This window comes from Lutimaribacter degradans, assembly GCF_023703375.1.
Classification (GTDB): Bacteria; Pseudomonadota; Alphaproteobacteria; order Rhodobacterales; family Rhodobacteraceae; genus Lutimaribacter; species Lutimaribacter degradans.
In genome coordinates, this window is the sequence record NZ_JAMQGO010000006.1 from 85202 (window position 1) to 98621 (window position 13420).

Here is a 13420-nt window from a genome sequence, read left to right on the forward strand (position 1 = left end):
GCGCGATGGCAGGGGAACGTTCCGTCACGTCAGGCGCTTTAGGTTGCGTAATTACTGCCCTCTTCATCCAGGATGGCCTTCAACTCGGCCAGGTGGCGGGCATCCTGTTCGGGATAGGTTTCCAGCTCTTGCGCGGTTTTCTCGGCAATTTCATCCGACAGGACGCGCAGCGTCTGTCCGGTTTGTAGCGCGCGGATATAGGTTTCGGCCGCGCGTTCGAAATAATACATCCGGTTGAATGTCTCGGCCACTGTCTGCCCGATCACCAGGACACCATGATTGCCCATGATCATTACCCGTTTCTTCGGATCATCGAACAGCCGGGCACAGCGTTCACCCTCGTCCTCGAAGGCGAGGCCCCCGTATCCATCGTCGATGACATAGCGATTGAAGAACGTGGCGCAGTTCTGGTCGATCGGGGGCAGGCGACTGTCCGCCAAGGAGGCCAGAACCGTGGCGTGGATCGAATGCACATGCATCGCGCAGCGCGCGTGGGCGCAATGCCGGTGAATGCCGCCATGCAGGCCCCAGGCGGTGGGGTCGGGCGCGTCCGGGCCTTTCTGGGTGTCGGGGTCATTCGCGTCCACCTCGATCAGATCGGAGGCCCGGATGCGCGAAAAATGCATCTGGTTGGGGTTCATCAAGAAGCGCGTGCCATCGTCGTTTACGGCCAGCGAGAAATGGTTCGCCACGGCCTCGTGCATGTTCAGGCGCGCGGTCCAGCGAAAGGCGGCGGCGAGGTCGACGCGTTCCTGCCAATGGTCGATATTGGGTTTCAGGTTGGTTACGCTCATGTCTCGGGCTCCTTGATTTGCATATCCGGTTTGGGCTGACTGGCGACCCAAGCATAGCCGTTGTCGCACAGAATACAGGTTTCACGCAGCCCGTGGGGTTTGTCGGTGGGCGGTTGCAGCACGACGGCACCACGGGCCGCGGCCCGTGCGGCTGCGGCATCCGGGTTGGTGTCGTACAAGCGAATTTCCAGCCCCGCACCGCGCGGCCCCGCCTCGGGCAACAGGCCTTGCAGCGGGTGCGCGCGATAAGTGCCGTCAGCGTGCAATTGAAACACTTGGGCGCCATAGGCCATGATCGCGAAATCGGCGCTGACGCGATGGGCGGTCATCCCGAAAAGATCGGCCAGGAAATCGGCCTGTGCGGCCACGTCGCGCACCAGCAGGTTCAGCCCCAGGCCGCGCAGGCTGGCGCCGAATTCCTCGGCGGTGACGGTTTCGAAATTCATGTCCGGGCCCCTGGCTTTCCTGCGCCCAGCTTTGACGGGGGGTATCGGCGCGTCAATGTCTGTCATCAAAGTTGATCTTCGCCCTGCGACCTGATCCAGTGAAACGAACGCAAGACAGGAGCCGCCGATGCCCCACGCCAGTGATATCGACATTCCCGAAACGCCGGGGCCTGTGCTGTTTACCGACCCCAAGGCCGCGGTCGAGCAGTTGATCGTGCTTTATGATCGCGCGGTCGGGCACCTGTGCGATGCCTTTACCGCCGCGATGGACGGTGCCGTGCCGCGTGGCCGCGTGCGCGCTTTTTACCCCGAAATCCGCATTACCACGCAAACCTTTGCGCAAGTGGACAGCCGGTTGAGCTTCGGCCATGTCGCGGGGCCCGGCACCCATGCCACCACGATCACCCGGCCCGACCTGTTTCGCCACTACCTTGAGCAGCAGATTGGCCTTCTGGTGCAAAACCACGGGCAACCTGTGCAAATCGGCATATCCGACACGCCGATGCCCGTGCATTTCGCGGTGGCCGGCAGGCCGGGCCTGGCCGTGCCGCAGGAAGGTGCGGCCGAATTCACTCTGCGCGACGTGTTCGACGTGCCCGAGTTGAGCACCACGAATGATGACATCGTGAACGGCATCCATAGGCCCGGGCCCGACGGGGCGGGGCCGCTGGCGCCCTTTACCGCGCAGCGGGTGGATTACAGCCTGGCACGGCTGGCCCATTACACCGCGACCGATCCGGGCCATTTCCAGAACTTCGTTCTGTTTACCAACTACCAATTCTATGTGCAGGAGTTCGAAACCTTTGCCCGCAAGGCCCTGGCCGATTCTGAAAGCGGCTATACCGCCTTTGTCGGCAGCGGGAATGCCACGATCACCGACCCCGAGGCACCGCTGATCGAGCCGGCCAAGATGCCCCAAATGCCGACCTATCACCTGAAACGCGCGAATGGTGACGGGATCACGCTGGTCAATATCGGGGTGGGGCCGTCAAACGCCAAGACCGCGACCGATCATATCGCCGTGCTACGCCCGCATGCCTGGGTCATGGTGGGCCATTGCGCGGGGTTGCGCAATTCGCAAAGCCTGGGCGATTTCGTGTTGGCCCATGCGTATTTGCGCGAAGACAAGGTGCTGGACGACGATCTGCCCGTCTGGGTGCCGGTGCCGGCGCTGGCGGAAATCCAGATCGCGCTGCAAAACGCGGTCGCCGAGGAAACGGCGCTTGACGGGTACGACCTGAAGCGGATCATGCGCACCGGCACGGTGGCCAGTGTGGACAACCGCAACTGGGAATTGCGCGACCAACAAGGCCCGGTGCAGCGCCTGTCGCAATCCCGCGCCATCGCGCTGGACATGGAAAGCGCGACGATCGCGGCAAACGGTTTCCGCTTTCACGTGCCCTATGGCACCTTGTTATGCGTCAGCGACAAACCGCTTCATGGCGAGTTGAAACTGCCGGGCATGGCCAGCGATTTCTACAAGACGCAGGTTGCGCGCCATTTGCGAATTGGTATTCGGGCGATGGAGCTGCTGCGCGGCATGCCGTTGGAGCGCATGCATAGTCGAAAGTTGCGCAGCTTTGACGAGACTGCATTCCTCTGACGCCGGGAAAATGCGAAAAACACCTGTTTTTCGCTTGCAAACCTACCGCTAATCGTTGTGTTTAACCCCTATATACCGTTAAATATAAAGCCAGAGGCCCAAGAAATCGGGCAGCACAAGGAGACCGAAACATGGCAACGAAACCGATGACGAAGACCCAGCTGGTGGCCGCACTGGCCGAAGAGATGGACAGCGACAAGAAAACTGCCGGCGCCGCGCTGGACGCTGTCGTTTCCATCATCACCCGCGAGGTTTCGGCTGGTGGCGCAGTGACGCTGCCGGGCGTGGGCAAGATCTATTGCCGCGAGCGCCCCGAGCGCATGGTGCGTAACCCTGCCACCGGCGACCAGATCAAGAAAGAAGCCGACAAGCAGGTCAAGATGACCATTGCCAAGGCACTGAAAGACAGCGTAAACAGCTGATTTATAGATGTTTTTTAATATTGAAGAGCCGCCCAAAGGGCGGCTCTTTTCTGTTTTGGGTGTCGCTTATTCAGCGTCGGCTTCGGCCTTGGTTTCATGTTCCGTGCCCGGCGCGTGTTCGGGCGGACTATAGGTCGTGTAAAGCTTCAACATACCGCTGCCGGTGTTGGTGAAGTTGTGGAAGCTGCCCGATGGCACCATGCTGACATCGCCCTTTGCCACGTCATATTCGACATCGCCAATCTTGGCGCGGCCCTGACCTGAAACGAAATACAAAAGCTGGTCGTGACCCTCGTGTACCTCGCCGCCGATCTCGCCGCCTTCGGGAATTGCCATAAGCACCAGCTGTGCCTTTTCGCCGGTCCAGACGACCTGCCTGAATTCGTCGTTCTTAAGGGCCATGTCGACAATCGGCAGTGTCAACTTGCTTGTCTCTGACATTTTCTTTCCTCTGATTTGTGTCTTTCACCCACTTAAAAACTTTGGCGACGATTACTACCTCGGTACCAAGGCCACGGTCGAAGATGGCAATTTAAGTGGCTGAAAGATTTGGATAAAGGAGTTCGAAAAATGGCTGAACGCGACGCATATATCGACAAGGCCAAGGCGCAGCTGGATCAGTGGAACGCCGAGATCGACAAGCTGGAAGCCCGTGCCCGCGAGGCGTCGGCCGATAGCGAAATCGCTTATCGGGAGACATTGCAGGATCTTCGTGGCAAGCGCGATGCGCTTGAGGAGAAACTGAAAGAAACCCAGCAATCAAGCGAGGCCGCATGGTCGGATATGAAGGCCGGAATGGACGCGGCCTGGGCGAACCTGTCGGAAGCGATCAAGAACGCACAGTCACGCTTTAACTGACAGGTGATTGCATCCCGAACCGTCCGCGTGTCTAAAAGGCGGGCTTGATTGACGGGGGTGCAGATGAATATTCGGGCGATCGTGTTGGGGCTGGCCTTTGCCCTTATGTGGTCAAGCGCCTTCACGTCAGCCCGGGTTATCGTGGCCGACGCGCCGCCGCTGGCGTCGCTGTCGCTTCGGTTCTTCTTGTCTGGCCTGCTGGGCGTGGGTATCGCGTTGGCGCTGGGCCAGACATTGCGCCTGACGCGGGGCCAATGGCGCGCGACCATCATTTTCGGGATCTGCCAGAACGCGCTTTACCTGGGGCTCAACTTCGTGGCGATGCAGTGGATCGAGGCGTCGCTGGCCTCGATCATCGCGTCGACCATGCCGCTTATGGTGGCCTTTGCCGGCTGGGTTCTGTTTCGCGACAAACTGCCCTGGATGGGTGTCCTGGGCCTGGTGCTGGGAGTGATGGGCGTGTCGCTCATCATGGGGGCGCGGCTCGAAGCCGGGGTGGACCGAACGGGGTTGGCGCTGTGTATCCTGGGGGCGGCTGCGTTGACGGTGGCCACGCTGTCGGTGCGCGGTGCGTCGTCGGGCGGCAACGTGATGATGGTCGTGGGCTTGCAGATGTTCGTCGGCGCGGCTTGCCTGGCGGTGGCCTCGGCGATGACCGAAACCATTAAGGTGGATTGGAGTTGGCAACTGGTGCTGGCCTTTGCCTATACCACCTTGGTGCCGGGGCTGGCGGCGACCTGGGTGTGGTTCACACTGGTGGGTGAAATAGGGGCCGTGAAGGCCGCGACCTTCCACTTTCTCAACCCGTTTTTCGGTGTGGCCATCGCCGCTGCCCTGCTGGGCGAAAAACTGGGCGCACTGGATGTTGTGGGCGTCGTGGTGATCGCCGCGGGTATCCTGATGGTGCAGCTTTCCAAGCAAAAGGTTGTGGCCTGAACGGCGCGCCGCGCGAATGCGCGGCGCAAGGGGGCGTTGCCCCTGTTGGGGCCCAGGCCCCATTCCCGGCGTTTACCGGGCAAGATGAAGGGCAGGGCTCAGATCAGCCCTTCGGCCTTGAACAGGGCCTTCACATCCGTCTCGGGGCGGGCGCCGTAATGGCCGATGACCTCGGCCGCAGCGATGCAGCCCATGCGGCCCGCCGCAGTCAGCGTGGCGCCAGTGGACAGACCGTAAAGAAAGCCGGCGGCGAACTGGTCGCCGGCGCCGGTGGCGTCAACGGGCGTAACCGGGTTGACTGGCACGTTCACCATTTCGTCGCCCCGCACCAGAACCACGTCGTGGCCCGAGCGTGTGCAGACAATGAGCCCGCTGTCCGAGGCGGCCTGTTCCAGCGCATGGCCCAGGTCCTCGGTTTCATAGAGAGATTTCCATTCGTGCTCGTTGCCGATCACGTAGTCCAGCGATTTGACCAGCCGCCGGAAATCGGCGCGGTGACGATCGACGCAGAAGGGGTCGGACAGCGCGATGCCTGCCTGCCCGCCGCCCTTGCGGCAAAGTTCGGCGGCGCGTTCGAACGCCTCTTTGCCCTTGGGCTTGTCGTAAAGGTATCCTTCCAGAAACAGGATCTGCGCTCCGCCCGCCACATCGTCGGGCACGTCATCCGGGCCGAGTTCGGACGAAATGCCAAGATACGTGTTCATCGAGCGTTCGCCATCGGGGCTGACGAAGATCATGCTGCGCGAGGTGGGCAATTCGCCCCCGGGCACGGGTGCGTTGACGAAATCGGTGCCGTCATCGGCCATGCCCTTGGCGTAAAAGCGGCCCAGCTCATCGTCATGTACGCGCCCGATAAAGGCGGTCGACAACCCCAGTGCACCGGCCCCCGCGACCGAGTTGGCGACCGAGCCGCCCGCCATCTGAACGCGGTTTTCCATCTGCTCATACAGGAACTCGCCCCGCTCTTGTTCGACAAGCTGCATCACGCCCTTGTCGATGCCCATGCGGGTCAGGAAATGGTCGTCACATTGCGAAATCACGTCGACGACGGCGTTGCCGATGCCGACCAGTTGGTATTTGGTCATTCTGTCTTGTCCTCGAATTGGCACAGGTCACGGATCAGGCAGGCATTGCATTTGGGTTTGCGCGCCACACAGGTGTAGCGGCCATGCAGGATCAGCCAATGATGCGCATGTTGCTGGTAGTCGACGGGAATGTTGTCTTCAATGGCCCGTTCAACGGCGACCACGTCCTTGCCCGGGCAGATGCCGGTGCGGTTGCCGACGCGAAAGATATGCGTATCGACCGCCTGCGCAGGATAGTGCCACCACATGTTCAACACCACGTTGGCCGTCTTGCGGCCAACGCCGGGCAGGGCTTGCAACGCGGCACGGCTGTTGGGCACCTCGCCGCCGTAGTCCTCGACCAGTATCCGGCTCAGCTTGATGACGTTCCTGGCCTTGTTGCGGTATAGACCGATGGTCTTGATATGCTCGATCACGCCTTCCTCGCCGAGGGCGAGCATCTTTTCGGGCGTGTCGGCCACGGCAAAAAGACCGCGCGTTGCGCGGTTGACGCCCGCATCGGTGGCCTGGGCCGACAGGGCCACGGCCACGACAAGGGTATAGGCGTTCACATGCTCCAACTCGCCCTTGGGTTCGGGTTCGGCCGCGCGAAAGCGGTCGAAGATCGCACGGATCGTGTGGTAATCGAGTTGCTTTGCCATGATGGCGACGGGTATGCCCGATTGCCTTGGGGGCGTCCAGAAGGTTGCGCAGGATTCGGGTCGCACCGCGCGGGACCGGGCGGTAATCTGCGCGTAAAGGAGTGACCCGATGACCGTACAGGCCCCTGAAGGCAGTTATCATTACAAGATCATGCGCCGCGCGCTTGATGTGATCGACTCGGCCGGCGCGCCGCTGCCGCTTGAGGCCCTGGCGGGCGAGATGGGCATGAGCGCCGCGCATTTCCAGCGTCTTTTCACGCGTTGGGTGGGTGTCAGCCCCAAGCGGTATCAGCAATACCTTGCGCTGGGCCATGCGCGCGACTTGCTGGCCAGTCGCCACACCGTGCTCGAGGCGGCGGATGGGGCCGGCCTTTCGGGGGCGGGGCGGTTGCACGATCTGTTCCTGCGGTGGGAAGCGATGCGCCCGGGCGATTACGCGCGCGGCGGCGCGGGGCTTTTGATACGGTGGGGTTGGTTCGACAGCCCCTTTGGCCGCACGTTGGCGATGGGCACAGACCTTGGCCTGTGCGGGCTGGCCTTTGCCGAAGAGACAGGCGCGTCCGAGGCGATGGACGATTTGCGCGGCCGCTGGCCGAACGCAACTTTCGTTGAAGAGCCGCAGGCCATTCGCCACTGGGTCGAGGCGGGGTTTGCGGAAAAGGGCGAGGCGCGGATGCACATGATCGGCGCGCCTTTCCAGATCAAGGTATGGGAGGCTTTGCTGAACGTGCCCACCGGCCATGTGACCACCTACTCCGATATCGCACAGGCCATAGGCCGGCCCCGCGCGGTGCGCGCGGTGGGCACCGCCGTGGGGCGGAACCCGGTCAGTTTCCTGATCCCCTGCCATCGTGCCCTGCGCAAGTCGGGCGCCTTGGGCGGTTATCATTGGGGGTTGCCGGTCAAGCGGACGATCCTGGCCTGGGAAAGCGCGCGTACCGGGGCCTGATGGTCGGATTTGCGCGGATTATCGCCGAAAACCCTGTAATCGCCTGTTGGGCTGTAGGCGCAGGGCGCATATACTGTCTCCAATCCGCATACGGAGATAATTCCAAAGGTTCAAAGGCATACTGACATGATCCGAGCAAAGAATTTCCCCCTCATCGCGGTCGGGGCCGCAGTGTTGCTGACAACGGCCTGCACGGTCGAGCCGGGCGAGAACACCCGCCGGGGTGCCATCACCGGCGGCATCCTGGGCGGTGTCGTGGGCGCGATCAGCGGCGATGACGGCGCGCGCGACGCGATCCGCGGCGCGGCAATAGGGGCCGCGGCTGGTGGTGCGATCGGCTATGGCCTGGATGCGCAAGAGGCCGAGCTGCGCCGCAGCCTGGGCAACAGCGCGACCATTACCAATACCGGCGACCGGCTGATCGTTTCGATGTCGCAGGACATCCTGTTTGCCACCGACAGCTCCACGCTGGCGACCTCCATCCGGGACGAGCTGCGCAGCGTTGCCGCCAGCCTACAGAAATATCCGGAATCGCGTGTTCAGGTGCTGGGCCACACCGACAATACCGGCGAAGCGAGCTATAACCTGGACCTGTCACAGCGCCGCGCGGCAGCCGTGTCGTCCGAGCTGATCTCGTCCGGGGTTTCGGCAAATCGCATCCAGACCATCGGCCGGGGTGAAGATCAGCCCGTGGCGTCGAACCTGACACCCGAAGGCCGGGCACAGAACCGCCGCGTGGAAATCGTGATCCTGCCGACGACCTGAGCGGCATCAACCTTCGCACATCAAGCGCCCCGTGTTCCGACACGGGGCGTTTTGCGTCACACCCCTTGTGCGGTTGCGCATGTTTTGGTGTGCCGGAAGATGCCCTAGCTATTCGGCTAGAAGGCGCGAACAAGAAAGGGCAACAGATGGCAAAACCGAAACTTCTTGGAATTTCGGGGTCGCTGCGCAAGGCATCGACCAACACCAAACTTCTGCGCGAGGCCGCGCGGCTGTTTGGTGAGTGCGACTTTACCGAGGCCGATTTGCATTTCCCGCTTTATGACGGCGACCTGGAAGACGCGCAGGGCATTCCGCCAGAGGTGCAGACCCTGGCCGACCAGATCGCCGCCGCGGACGCGGTGATTATCTCGGGGCCAGAATACAACAAGGGCATAACTGGTGTTTTGAAGAACGCGCTGGATTGGGTCAGCCGGACAAAGGGTAACCCGTGGTCCGACAAGCCGGTTGCCATCACCTCGGCCACGGCGGGGCGCGCTGGGGGCGAGCGCACGCAGGTCATGCTGCGCATGTGCCTGTACCCGTTCCGTCCCCGCCTGCTGCAAGGCCCCGAGGTACTGGTTGCCGCTTCGGCGGATGCGTTCGACGACGACGGCCGGTTACGGGGTGAGATGAACGTGAAAACCCTGACCGACCTTATGGCGGCGCTGAAGGCGGAGATGGCGCGCTGATCGATCGGGCGGGTTCGGCAATCTCGATCAGGTTGCCGTCGGGGTCACGTATATAGATCGACATGAGCGGCCCCGTGGCCCCGGTTCGGGCGATGGGGCCGATCTCTGTTGGCACATCTCGCGCGGCCAGATGCGCCTGCCACGATTCCAGCGGTGTATCCGTCAGAAAACACAGATCGGCGCTGCCCGGCTGCACTTGGGCTGCCTTGGGGGTGAACTCGTGCCCCGCCTGGTGCAGGTTGATCTTCGAGGTGCCGAATTTCAGCGCCCATCGGGTTGTGCCATCGGCGGGGGTGAAGGGTTCGGGCGTCATGCCCAGCGTATCGCGGTAAAAGGCAATCGTCGCGGGAATGTCTGCTACCGTCAGCACAAGATGGTCCAGCGCGGTCAGTTTCGGCATTCGGCATTGCTCCTTGTTCGGCACGGGCCTAGCTTGCGCGGCAGATGAAAAGGATGATCCAGAGATGAGCGACAGTCAAACCGATGTGATGGACCCAGCGCGCGCCCGCGCGTTGCAGGCAACGCTTGGGCTGCCGACGACGATTGAAGATGGCGATCCCCTGCCGCCCTTTTTCCATCAGGTCTATTTCTGGGCGCCCGAGCCGCCCGCACGACTGGGCCGGGATGGGCACCCGAAAACAGGTATCGGCCTGATCCCTGACATGGGTTTGCCCCGCCGCATGTGGGCCGGCGGGCGGCTGGAATTTCACGGCCCGTTGCGCGCCGGTGTGATGGCCGAGAGGCGATCGGTCGTGGAAAGTACCAAGCGCAAAGAGGGGCGCACCGGCCCTTTGGCCTTTGTCACCCTGCGTCACGAGTTCCGGCAAGAGGGCGTGACGCGCGTGACTGAGTGGCAGGATCTGGTCTATCGCGAAGATCCCGATCCAACCACCCCGGCACCCATGCCCCCGCAGGCCCCTACCGGCGAAGATGCCGCCGAAACCTGGATTTTCGGCACAACGCGGCTGTTTCGCTACTCGGCGCTGACTTTCAACGGGCATCGCATACATTACGACATGGACTACAGCACCGGGGTCGAAGGCTATGCCGGGCTGGTCACGCACGGGCCGCTACTGGCGCAGCTCTTGATGCTTCTGGCCGAGCGTCAACTGGGCGCATTATCGACATTCGCCTTTCGCGCCACGGCTCCTCTCATGCATGATGAAGAGGCGCAGGTTTGCTGGCGCGAGGATGGCACGCTCTGGGTGCGTGGCCCCGACGGGCGGCAATGCGTGACCGCACAGGCCACCTGATAGCGGTAGGCGTTGCGCACAAAATGGTCTGCCCCTTGAACCCGCTGCCGCATGATGACTTAGATACCCCTGCGTCACCAGCGCGAGGAGGCGCCGCAGATGCCCCACGACCACCATCACCACCACGAGCTTGACCTTGCGGGCGACCGCCGCGTTGCAGGGGCGGTTGCCGTCAACGTTCTGCTAACGGTCGTGCAGATCGTGGCGGGGCTGTTTTCGGGGTCGCTGGCGCTGATCGCGGACGGGGTGCATAACCTGTCTGACGCGGTGTCGCTGGTCATCGCCTTCGCGGCCCGCCGCATTGCCCGGCGACCCGCGGATTCAGACATGACCTTCGGTTATGGCCGCGCCGAGGTGGTGGCCGCGTTGGTCAACTATGTCACGCTGATCGTCATCGCGCTTTGGCTGGCGGCCGAAGGGGTAGGGCGGTTCTTCAACCCTGTCACGATCGAAGGCTGGACCGTGGTGATCGTCGCGGGCGTGGCGCTTTTCGTTGATCTGTTTACTGCCGGGCTTATCATGCGCCTTTCGCGCGACAGCATGAATATTCGCGCGGCTTTCCTGCATAACGTGGCCGATGCAATGGGCTCGGTCGCGGTGATCGTCGGCGGTGCGCTTATCCTGCTTTTTGGCTGGTGGGTTGTCGACCCGATCATAACGCTGATGATCTCGGGCTATATCCTGTGGCATTCTTGGCGTGGGCTTGGTCCAGTGATCCGCGTGCTTATGCTGGCCAGCCCCGACAGCCCTGGCGTAGAGGAAGTTGCGCGTGCCATGTGCGAAATAGATGGCGTGGCCGATGTGCATGCGCTGCACCTGTGGCGCTTGCAGGAACACCGCGTTGCGTTGCAGGCCCATGTGGTGATCGAGGATACAGGCAACCTGGACGCGTTGCGCGCCGAGCTGAAGGCAGTGCTGGCGCAGCGGTTCGGCATCACCCATGCCGCCCTGGAGCTGGAAACCGCCGCTGCCGTCTGCCATGACACGGACCTGATCGGGCAGGGCTAGGGGTTGCACTCGGGCGCGTTTTGCAGCCTTTTGGCGCCAAACAGACGGAGACACCGATGGCAGATGAACCCCAACAGATCGACGACGCCACGCTGACGCGCGCATTCGTCGACGTCCTGACCGTCGAACGGATCGAGGAGAATTTCTATCGCGGGATCGCCACACCGCAAGGGCGCGGGCGTAGCTTTGGCGGCCAGGTGATCGCCCAGGCCCTCAGCGCGGCCACGATGACTGTGCCCGAGGGGCGGCCCGCCCATTCCCTGCACGGGTATTTCATGCGTCCGGGCGACGCCACTAAGCCGGTGCTCTACCAGGTTGATCGTGACAGGGATGGCGGCAGTTTCACCACCCGTCGGGTCGTTGCGATCCAGCATGGGGCGCCGATCCTGAACCTGGCGGCGTCTTTCCACGTGCAGGAAGAGGGGCTTTTTCACCAGGACGACATGCCCGACGTGACCGCGCCCGAGGATCTGCCGACCGAACACGCCCTGGCCGAGACCATGCGCGATGAACTGCCAGAGATGTTCCTGAAATGGTTGGCCACGCCACGGCCGGTCGAAATGCGCGCCGAGTTTCCACGCCCACCGTTCGACCGCACCCCGCGTCCCGCGCTGCAACATATGTGGTTCCGCACCAAGGGGTCTTTGGGTGATGACCCGAAGGTGCATCGCGCGGCCTTGGCCTTCATCTCGGATTTCGGCCTGCTTGGCACCTCGATGATGCCGCATGGCAAGGCCTTTGCAGATGCCGACATGCAGTTTGCCAGCCTCGATCACGCGCTTTGGATTCATGATGATTTCCGCGTCGATGACTGGTTGTTATACGTGATGGACAGCCCGTGGGCCGGTGGTGCGCGGGGGTTCAACCGTGGCCGCATCTTTACCCGTGACGGGCGCCTGGTGGCGAATGTCGCGCAAGAAGGGCTGGTGCGCAACATCAAGCCCAGAACGTAAGCGCGCTTTCATGCGATAGCCGGGCTGCCACCGTGGCTGGGCTTGCAATGGCCTGTGCCCGGTTCGGTGCGCAACGCGGGCGCGCTGTCAGGAAGAGCGCGTCAAAACCGCGACCAGCCGCCGCGCGATCGGGGCAACCACCAGAACCGTTGGAAAAGCCACGGCCCAGCTTGTCAGCCAGGACGACAACCAGGTTGCCGCGAATCCGGGTGGAAAGCCAACCGCGAGAAAGGTGGAAAGGCCGGAAATCAGGCCGGACATCATGCCCGACAGCAGAAACCCGAAAAGGATTTGTGCGTAGCGTTGTGGAATCATGGCGCTCTCCGGTGAATCTTGGCGATGACATTACATATTCTGAATGTAGAATGTCATAGTGCCAATGCAACGCACATCGCCTGTGCGCCAGTGTCCGGGGTTGAGGGCATCACACTTCGGGCAGGTCGTCGGAAGGGACCATTCCAAAGAACTCCCCCCCCGACCAAAGCCCGAACCAGCCGTCGTGATGCGTGCCGATCTCGACCAGCCGATAGAAACTTTTCCGGTCGATCAACGCCTCGAGCCCCGCGCGGATCATGATGTAAGGCGACGGTTCGCCTGTTTTTTCATCGCGCTCCATGCGAATTGGGTGCTGGGGGCCTGCGATGGCCTGATCGCCAACATTGGTATGAAAGGTCAGGGTCTGATCGCGCCCGGTGCCTTCCTTCTCGAAATCAATTGCAACGAAAGGCGCGTCGTCGACGGTGATGCCAACCTTTTCTACGGGCGTGACAAGAAAATACTTGTCGCCATCTTTGCGAAGAATGGTGGAAAACAACCGCACAAGGCCCGGACGTGTGATAGGGGTGCCTTGGTAAAACCACGTTCCATCGCGGGCGATGCGCATATCCAGATCACCGCTAAAGGGCGGGTTCCACTTGTGCACGGGCGGCAGGCCCTTGCCCTTTTGGGCGGCCTTGACCGATTCCATGACGCTGTCAGCCGAGGGTTTCACGATGTTTTGTCCGCTCATTACTTTTGC

At 62.1% G+C, this 13420-nt stretch carries 18 protein-coding genes; 10 read left to right on the forward strand and 8 right to left on the reverse strand.

Annotated features, from left to right (window positions below):
* Positions 1–38: 38 nt before the first annotated feature.
* Together M8744_RS10575 and M8744_RS10580 are read right to left on the reverse strand one after the other, a co-directional pair.
* Positions 39–794 carry a class II aldolase and adducin N-terminal domain-containing protein gene (locus tag M8744_RS10575; RefSeq protein WP_251415047.1) on the reverse strand — a complete coding sequence of 252 codons (756 nt, stop codon included), beginning with the start codon at positions 792–794 and terminating at the stop codon, positions 39–41.
* Positions 791–1240 (reverse strand): VOC family protein, encoded by a 450-nt coding sequence (locus M8744_RS10580; RefSeq protein WP_251415050.1) that lies wholly within the window; start codon positions 1238–1240, stop codon positions 791–793. The genes M8744_RS10575 and M8744_RS10580 overlap by 4 nt, the downstream gene beginning before the upstream one ends.
* 127 nt (positions 1241–1367) lie before the next feature.
* On the opposite strand from M8744_RS10580, the gene M8744_RS10585 reads away from it, so the two are divergent.
* Positions 1368–2843: an AMP nucleosidase gene (locus M8744_RS10585; protein WP_251415053.1), complete on the forward strand. Its 1476-nt coding sequence runs from the start codon at positions 1368–1370 to the stop codon at positions 2841–2843.
* 131 nt (positions 2844–2974) lie between these two features.
* The gene (locus M8744_RS10590; RefSeq protein WP_251415056.1) at positions 2975–3265 is read left to right on the forward strand and encodes an HU family DNA-binding protein; all 291 of its coding nucleotides are present in this window, start codon (positions 2975–2977) and stop codon (positions 3263–3265) included.
* Positions 3266–3331: 66 nt separating this feature from the next.
* Here M8744_RS10590 and M8744_RS10595 read toward each other — a convergent pair whose 3' ends face one another.
* Positions 3332–3706, reverse strand: a complete 375-nt coding sequence (locus tag M8744_RS10595) for a cupin domain-containing protein (RefSeq protein WP_251415059.1) — start codon at positions 3704–3706, stop codon at positions 3332–3334.
* A gap of 129 nt (positions 3707–3835) precedes the next feature.
* On the opposite strand from M8744_RS10595, the gene M8744_RS10600 reads away from it, so the two are divergent.
* Both M8744_RS10600 and M8744_RS10605 read left to right on the forward strand, forming a co-directional pair.
* Positions 3836–4123 carry a sll1863 family stress response protein gene (locus M8744_RS10600; protein ID WP_251415062.1) on the forward strand — a complete coding sequence of 96 codons (288 nt, stop codon included), beginning with the start codon at positions 3836–3838 and terminating at the stop codon, positions 4121–4123.
* A gap of 63 nt (positions 4124–4186) precedes the next feature.
* Positions 4187–5059 (forward strand): DMT family transporter, encoded by an 873-nt coding sequence (locus tag M8744_RS10605; protein ID WP_251415065.1) that lies wholly within the window; start codon positions 4187–4189, stop codon positions 5057–5059.
* A 98-nt stretch (positions 5060–5157) separates the two neighbouring features.
* Here M8744_RS10605 and M8744_RS10610 read toward each other — a convergent pair whose 3' ends face one another.
* Positions 5158–6144: an adenosine kinase gene (locus M8744_RS10610; RefSeq protein WP_251415068.1), complete on the reverse strand. Its 987-nt coding sequence runs from the start codon at positions 6142–6144 to the stop codon at positions 5158–5160.
* On the reverse strand, positions 6141–6785 hold the full coding sequence (gene nth, locus M8744_RS10615) for an endonuclease III (protein ID WP_251415070.1): 645 nt from the start codon (positions 6783–6785) through the stop codon (positions 6141–6143). The genes M8744_RS10610 and nth overlap by 4 nt, the downstream gene beginning before the upstream one ends.
* A 109-nt stretch (positions 6786–6894) precedes the next feature.
* On the opposite strand from nth, the gene M8744_RS10620 reads away from it, so the two are divergent.
* The 3 genes from M8744_RS10620 (at position 6895) to M8744_RS10630 (ending at position 9188) form a co-directional block, all read left to right on the forward strand.
* The gene (locus M8744_RS10620; RefSeq protein ID WP_251415073.1) at positions 6895–7734 is read left to right on the forward strand and encodes a methylated-DNA--[protein]-cysteine S-methyltransferase; all 840 of its coding nucleotides are present in this window, start codon (positions 6895–6897) and stop codon (positions 7732–7734) included.
* 126 nt (positions 7735–7860) lie between these two features.
* Positions 7861–8499 carry a YiaD family glycine zipper/OmpA-like lipoprotein gene (locus tag M8744_RS10625; protein WP_251415076.1) on the forward strand — a complete coding sequence of 213 codons (639 nt, stop codon included), beginning with the start codon at positions 7861–7863 and terminating at the stop codon, positions 8497–8499.
* A 146-nt stretch (positions 8500–8645) separates the two neighbouring features.
* A complete protein-coding gene (locus M8744_RS10630; protein ID WP_251415079.1) occupies positions 8646–9188 on the forward strand; it encodes an NADPH-dependent FMN reductase in 543 nt (180 codons plus the stop codon).
* On the opposite strand, the gene M8744_RS10635 is transcribed toward M8744_RS10630, so the two are convergent.
* Positions 9154–9588, reverse strand: a complete 435-nt coding sequence (locus M8744_RS10635; protein WP_251415081.1) for a VOC family protein — start codon at positions 9586–9588, stop codon at positions 9154–9156. The genes M8744_RS10630 and M8744_RS10635 overlap by 35 nt on opposite strands.
* A gap of 64 nt (positions 9589–9652) precedes the next feature.
* Here M8744_RS10635 and M8744_RS10640 point away from each other — a divergent pair, with 64 nt between their 5' ends.
* From M8744_RS10640 to M8744_RS10650, 3 genes are all read left to right on the forward strand, one after another.
* A complete protein-coding gene (locus tag M8744_RS10640) occupies positions 9653–10441 on the forward strand; it encodes an HTD2 family dehydratase (protein ID WP_251415084.1) in 789 nt (262 codons plus the stop codon).
* 99 nt (positions 10442–10540) lie between these two features.
* The gene (locus tag M8744_RS10645; RefSeq protein WP_251415087.1) at positions 10541–11449 is read left to right on the forward strand and encodes a cation diffusion facilitator family transporter; all 909 of its coding nucleotides are present in this window, start codon (positions 10541–10543) and stop codon (positions 11447–11449) included.
* A 56-nt stretch (positions 11450–11505) separates the two neighbouring features.
* Positions 11506–12402 (forward strand): acyl-CoA thioesterase, encoded by an 897-nt coding sequence (locus M8744_RS10650; RefSeq protein WP_251415090.1) that lies wholly within the window; start codon positions 11506–11508, stop codon positions 12400–12402.
* A gap of 87 nt (positions 12403–12489) precedes the next feature.
* Here M8744_RS10650 and M8744_RS10655 read toward each other — a convergent pair whose 3' ends face one another.
* Together M8744_RS10655 and M8744_RS10660 are read right to left on the reverse strand one after the other, a co-directional pair.
* Positions 12490–12717: a DUF2798 domain-containing protein gene (locus M8744_RS10655; protein ID WP_251415105.1), complete on the reverse strand. Its 228-nt coding sequence runs from the start codon at positions 12715–12717 to the stop codon at positions 12490–12492.
* Positions 12718–12826: 109 nt separating this feature from the next.
* Complete coding sequence (locus tag M8744_RS10660; RefSeq protein WP_251415108.1) at positions 12827–13411, reverse strand: DUF1285 domain-containing protein; 585 nt, start codon at positions 13409–13411, stop codon at positions 12827–12829.
* Positions 13412–13420 lie beyond the last annotated feature (9 nt).

Excerpts from the sequence above, each read along its gene's own strand:
- M8744_RS10575 (WP_251415047.1), bottom strand. The coding sequence starts at position 794 with ATGAGCGTAACCAACCTGAAACCCAATATCGACCATTGGCAGGAACGC.
- M8744_RS10580 (WP_251415050.1), bottom strand. The coding sequence starts at position 1,240 with ATGAATTTCGAAACCGTCACCGCCGAGGAATTCGGCGCCAGCCTGCGC.
- M8744_RS10585 (WP_251415053.1), top strand. The coding sequence starts at position 1,368 with ATGCCCCACGCCAGTGATATCGACATTCCCGAAACGCCGGGGCCTGTG.
- M8744_RS10590 (WP_251415056.1), top strand. The coding sequence starts at position 2,975 with ATGGCAACGAAACCGATGACGAAGACCCAGCTGGTGGCCGCACTGGCC.
- M8744_RS10595 (WP_251415059.1), bottom strand. The coding sequence starts at position 3,706 with ATGTCAGAGACAAGCAAGTTGACACTGCCGATTGTCGACATGGCCCTT.
- M8744_RS10600 (WP_251415062.1), top strand. The coding sequence starts at position 3,836 with ATGGCTGAACGCGACGCATATATCGACAAGGCCAAGGCGCAGCTGGAT.
- M8744_RS10605 (WP_251415065.1), top strand. The coding sequence starts at position 4,187 with ATGAATATTCGGGCGATCGTGTTGGGGCTGGCCTTTGCCCTTATGTGG.
- M8744_RS10610 (WP_251415068.1), bottom strand. The coding sequence starts at position 6,144 with ATGACCAAATACCAACTGGTCGGCATCGGCAACGCCGTCGTCGACGTG.
- nth (WP_251415070.1), bottom strand. The coding sequence starts at position 6,785 with ATGGCAAAGCAACTCGATTACCACACGATCCGTGCGATCTTCGACCGC.
- M8744_RS10620 (WP_251415073.1), top strand. The coding sequence starts at position 6,895 with ATGACCGTACAGGCCCCTGAAGGCAGTTATCATTACAAGATCATGCGC.
- M8744_RS10625 (WP_251415076.1), top strand. The coding sequence starts at position 7,861 with ATGATCCGAGCAAAGAATTTCCCCCTCATCGCGGTCGGGGCCGCAGTG.
- M8744_RS10630 (WP_251415079.1), top strand. The coding sequence starts at position 8,646 with ATGGCAAAACCGAAACTTCTTGGAATTTCGGGGTCGCTGCGCAAGGCA.
- M8744_RS10635 (WP_251415081.1), bottom strand. The coding sequence starts at position 9,588 with ATGCCGAAACTGACCGCGCTGGACCATCTTGTGCTGACGGTAGCAGAC.
- M8744_RS10640 (WP_251415084.1), top strand. The coding sequence starts at position 9,653 with ATGAGCGACAGTCAAACCGATGTGATGGACCCAGCGCGCGCCCGCGCG.
- M8744_RS10645 (WP_251415087.1), top strand. The coding sequence starts at position 10,541 with ATGCCCCACGACCACCATCACCACCACGAGCTTGACCTTGCGGGCGAC.
- M8744_RS10650 (WP_251415090.1), top strand. The coding sequence starts at position 11,506 with ATGGCAGATGAACCCCAACAGATCGACGACGCCACGCTGACGCGCGCA.
- M8744_RS10655 (WP_251415105.1), bottom strand. The coding sequence starts at position 12,717 with ATGATTCCACAACGCTACGCACAAATCCTTTTCGGGTTTCTGCTGTCG.
- M8744_RS10660 (WP_251415108.1), bottom strand. The coding sequence starts at position 13,411 with ATGAGCGGACAAAACATCGTGAAACCCTCGGCTGACAGCGTCATGGAA.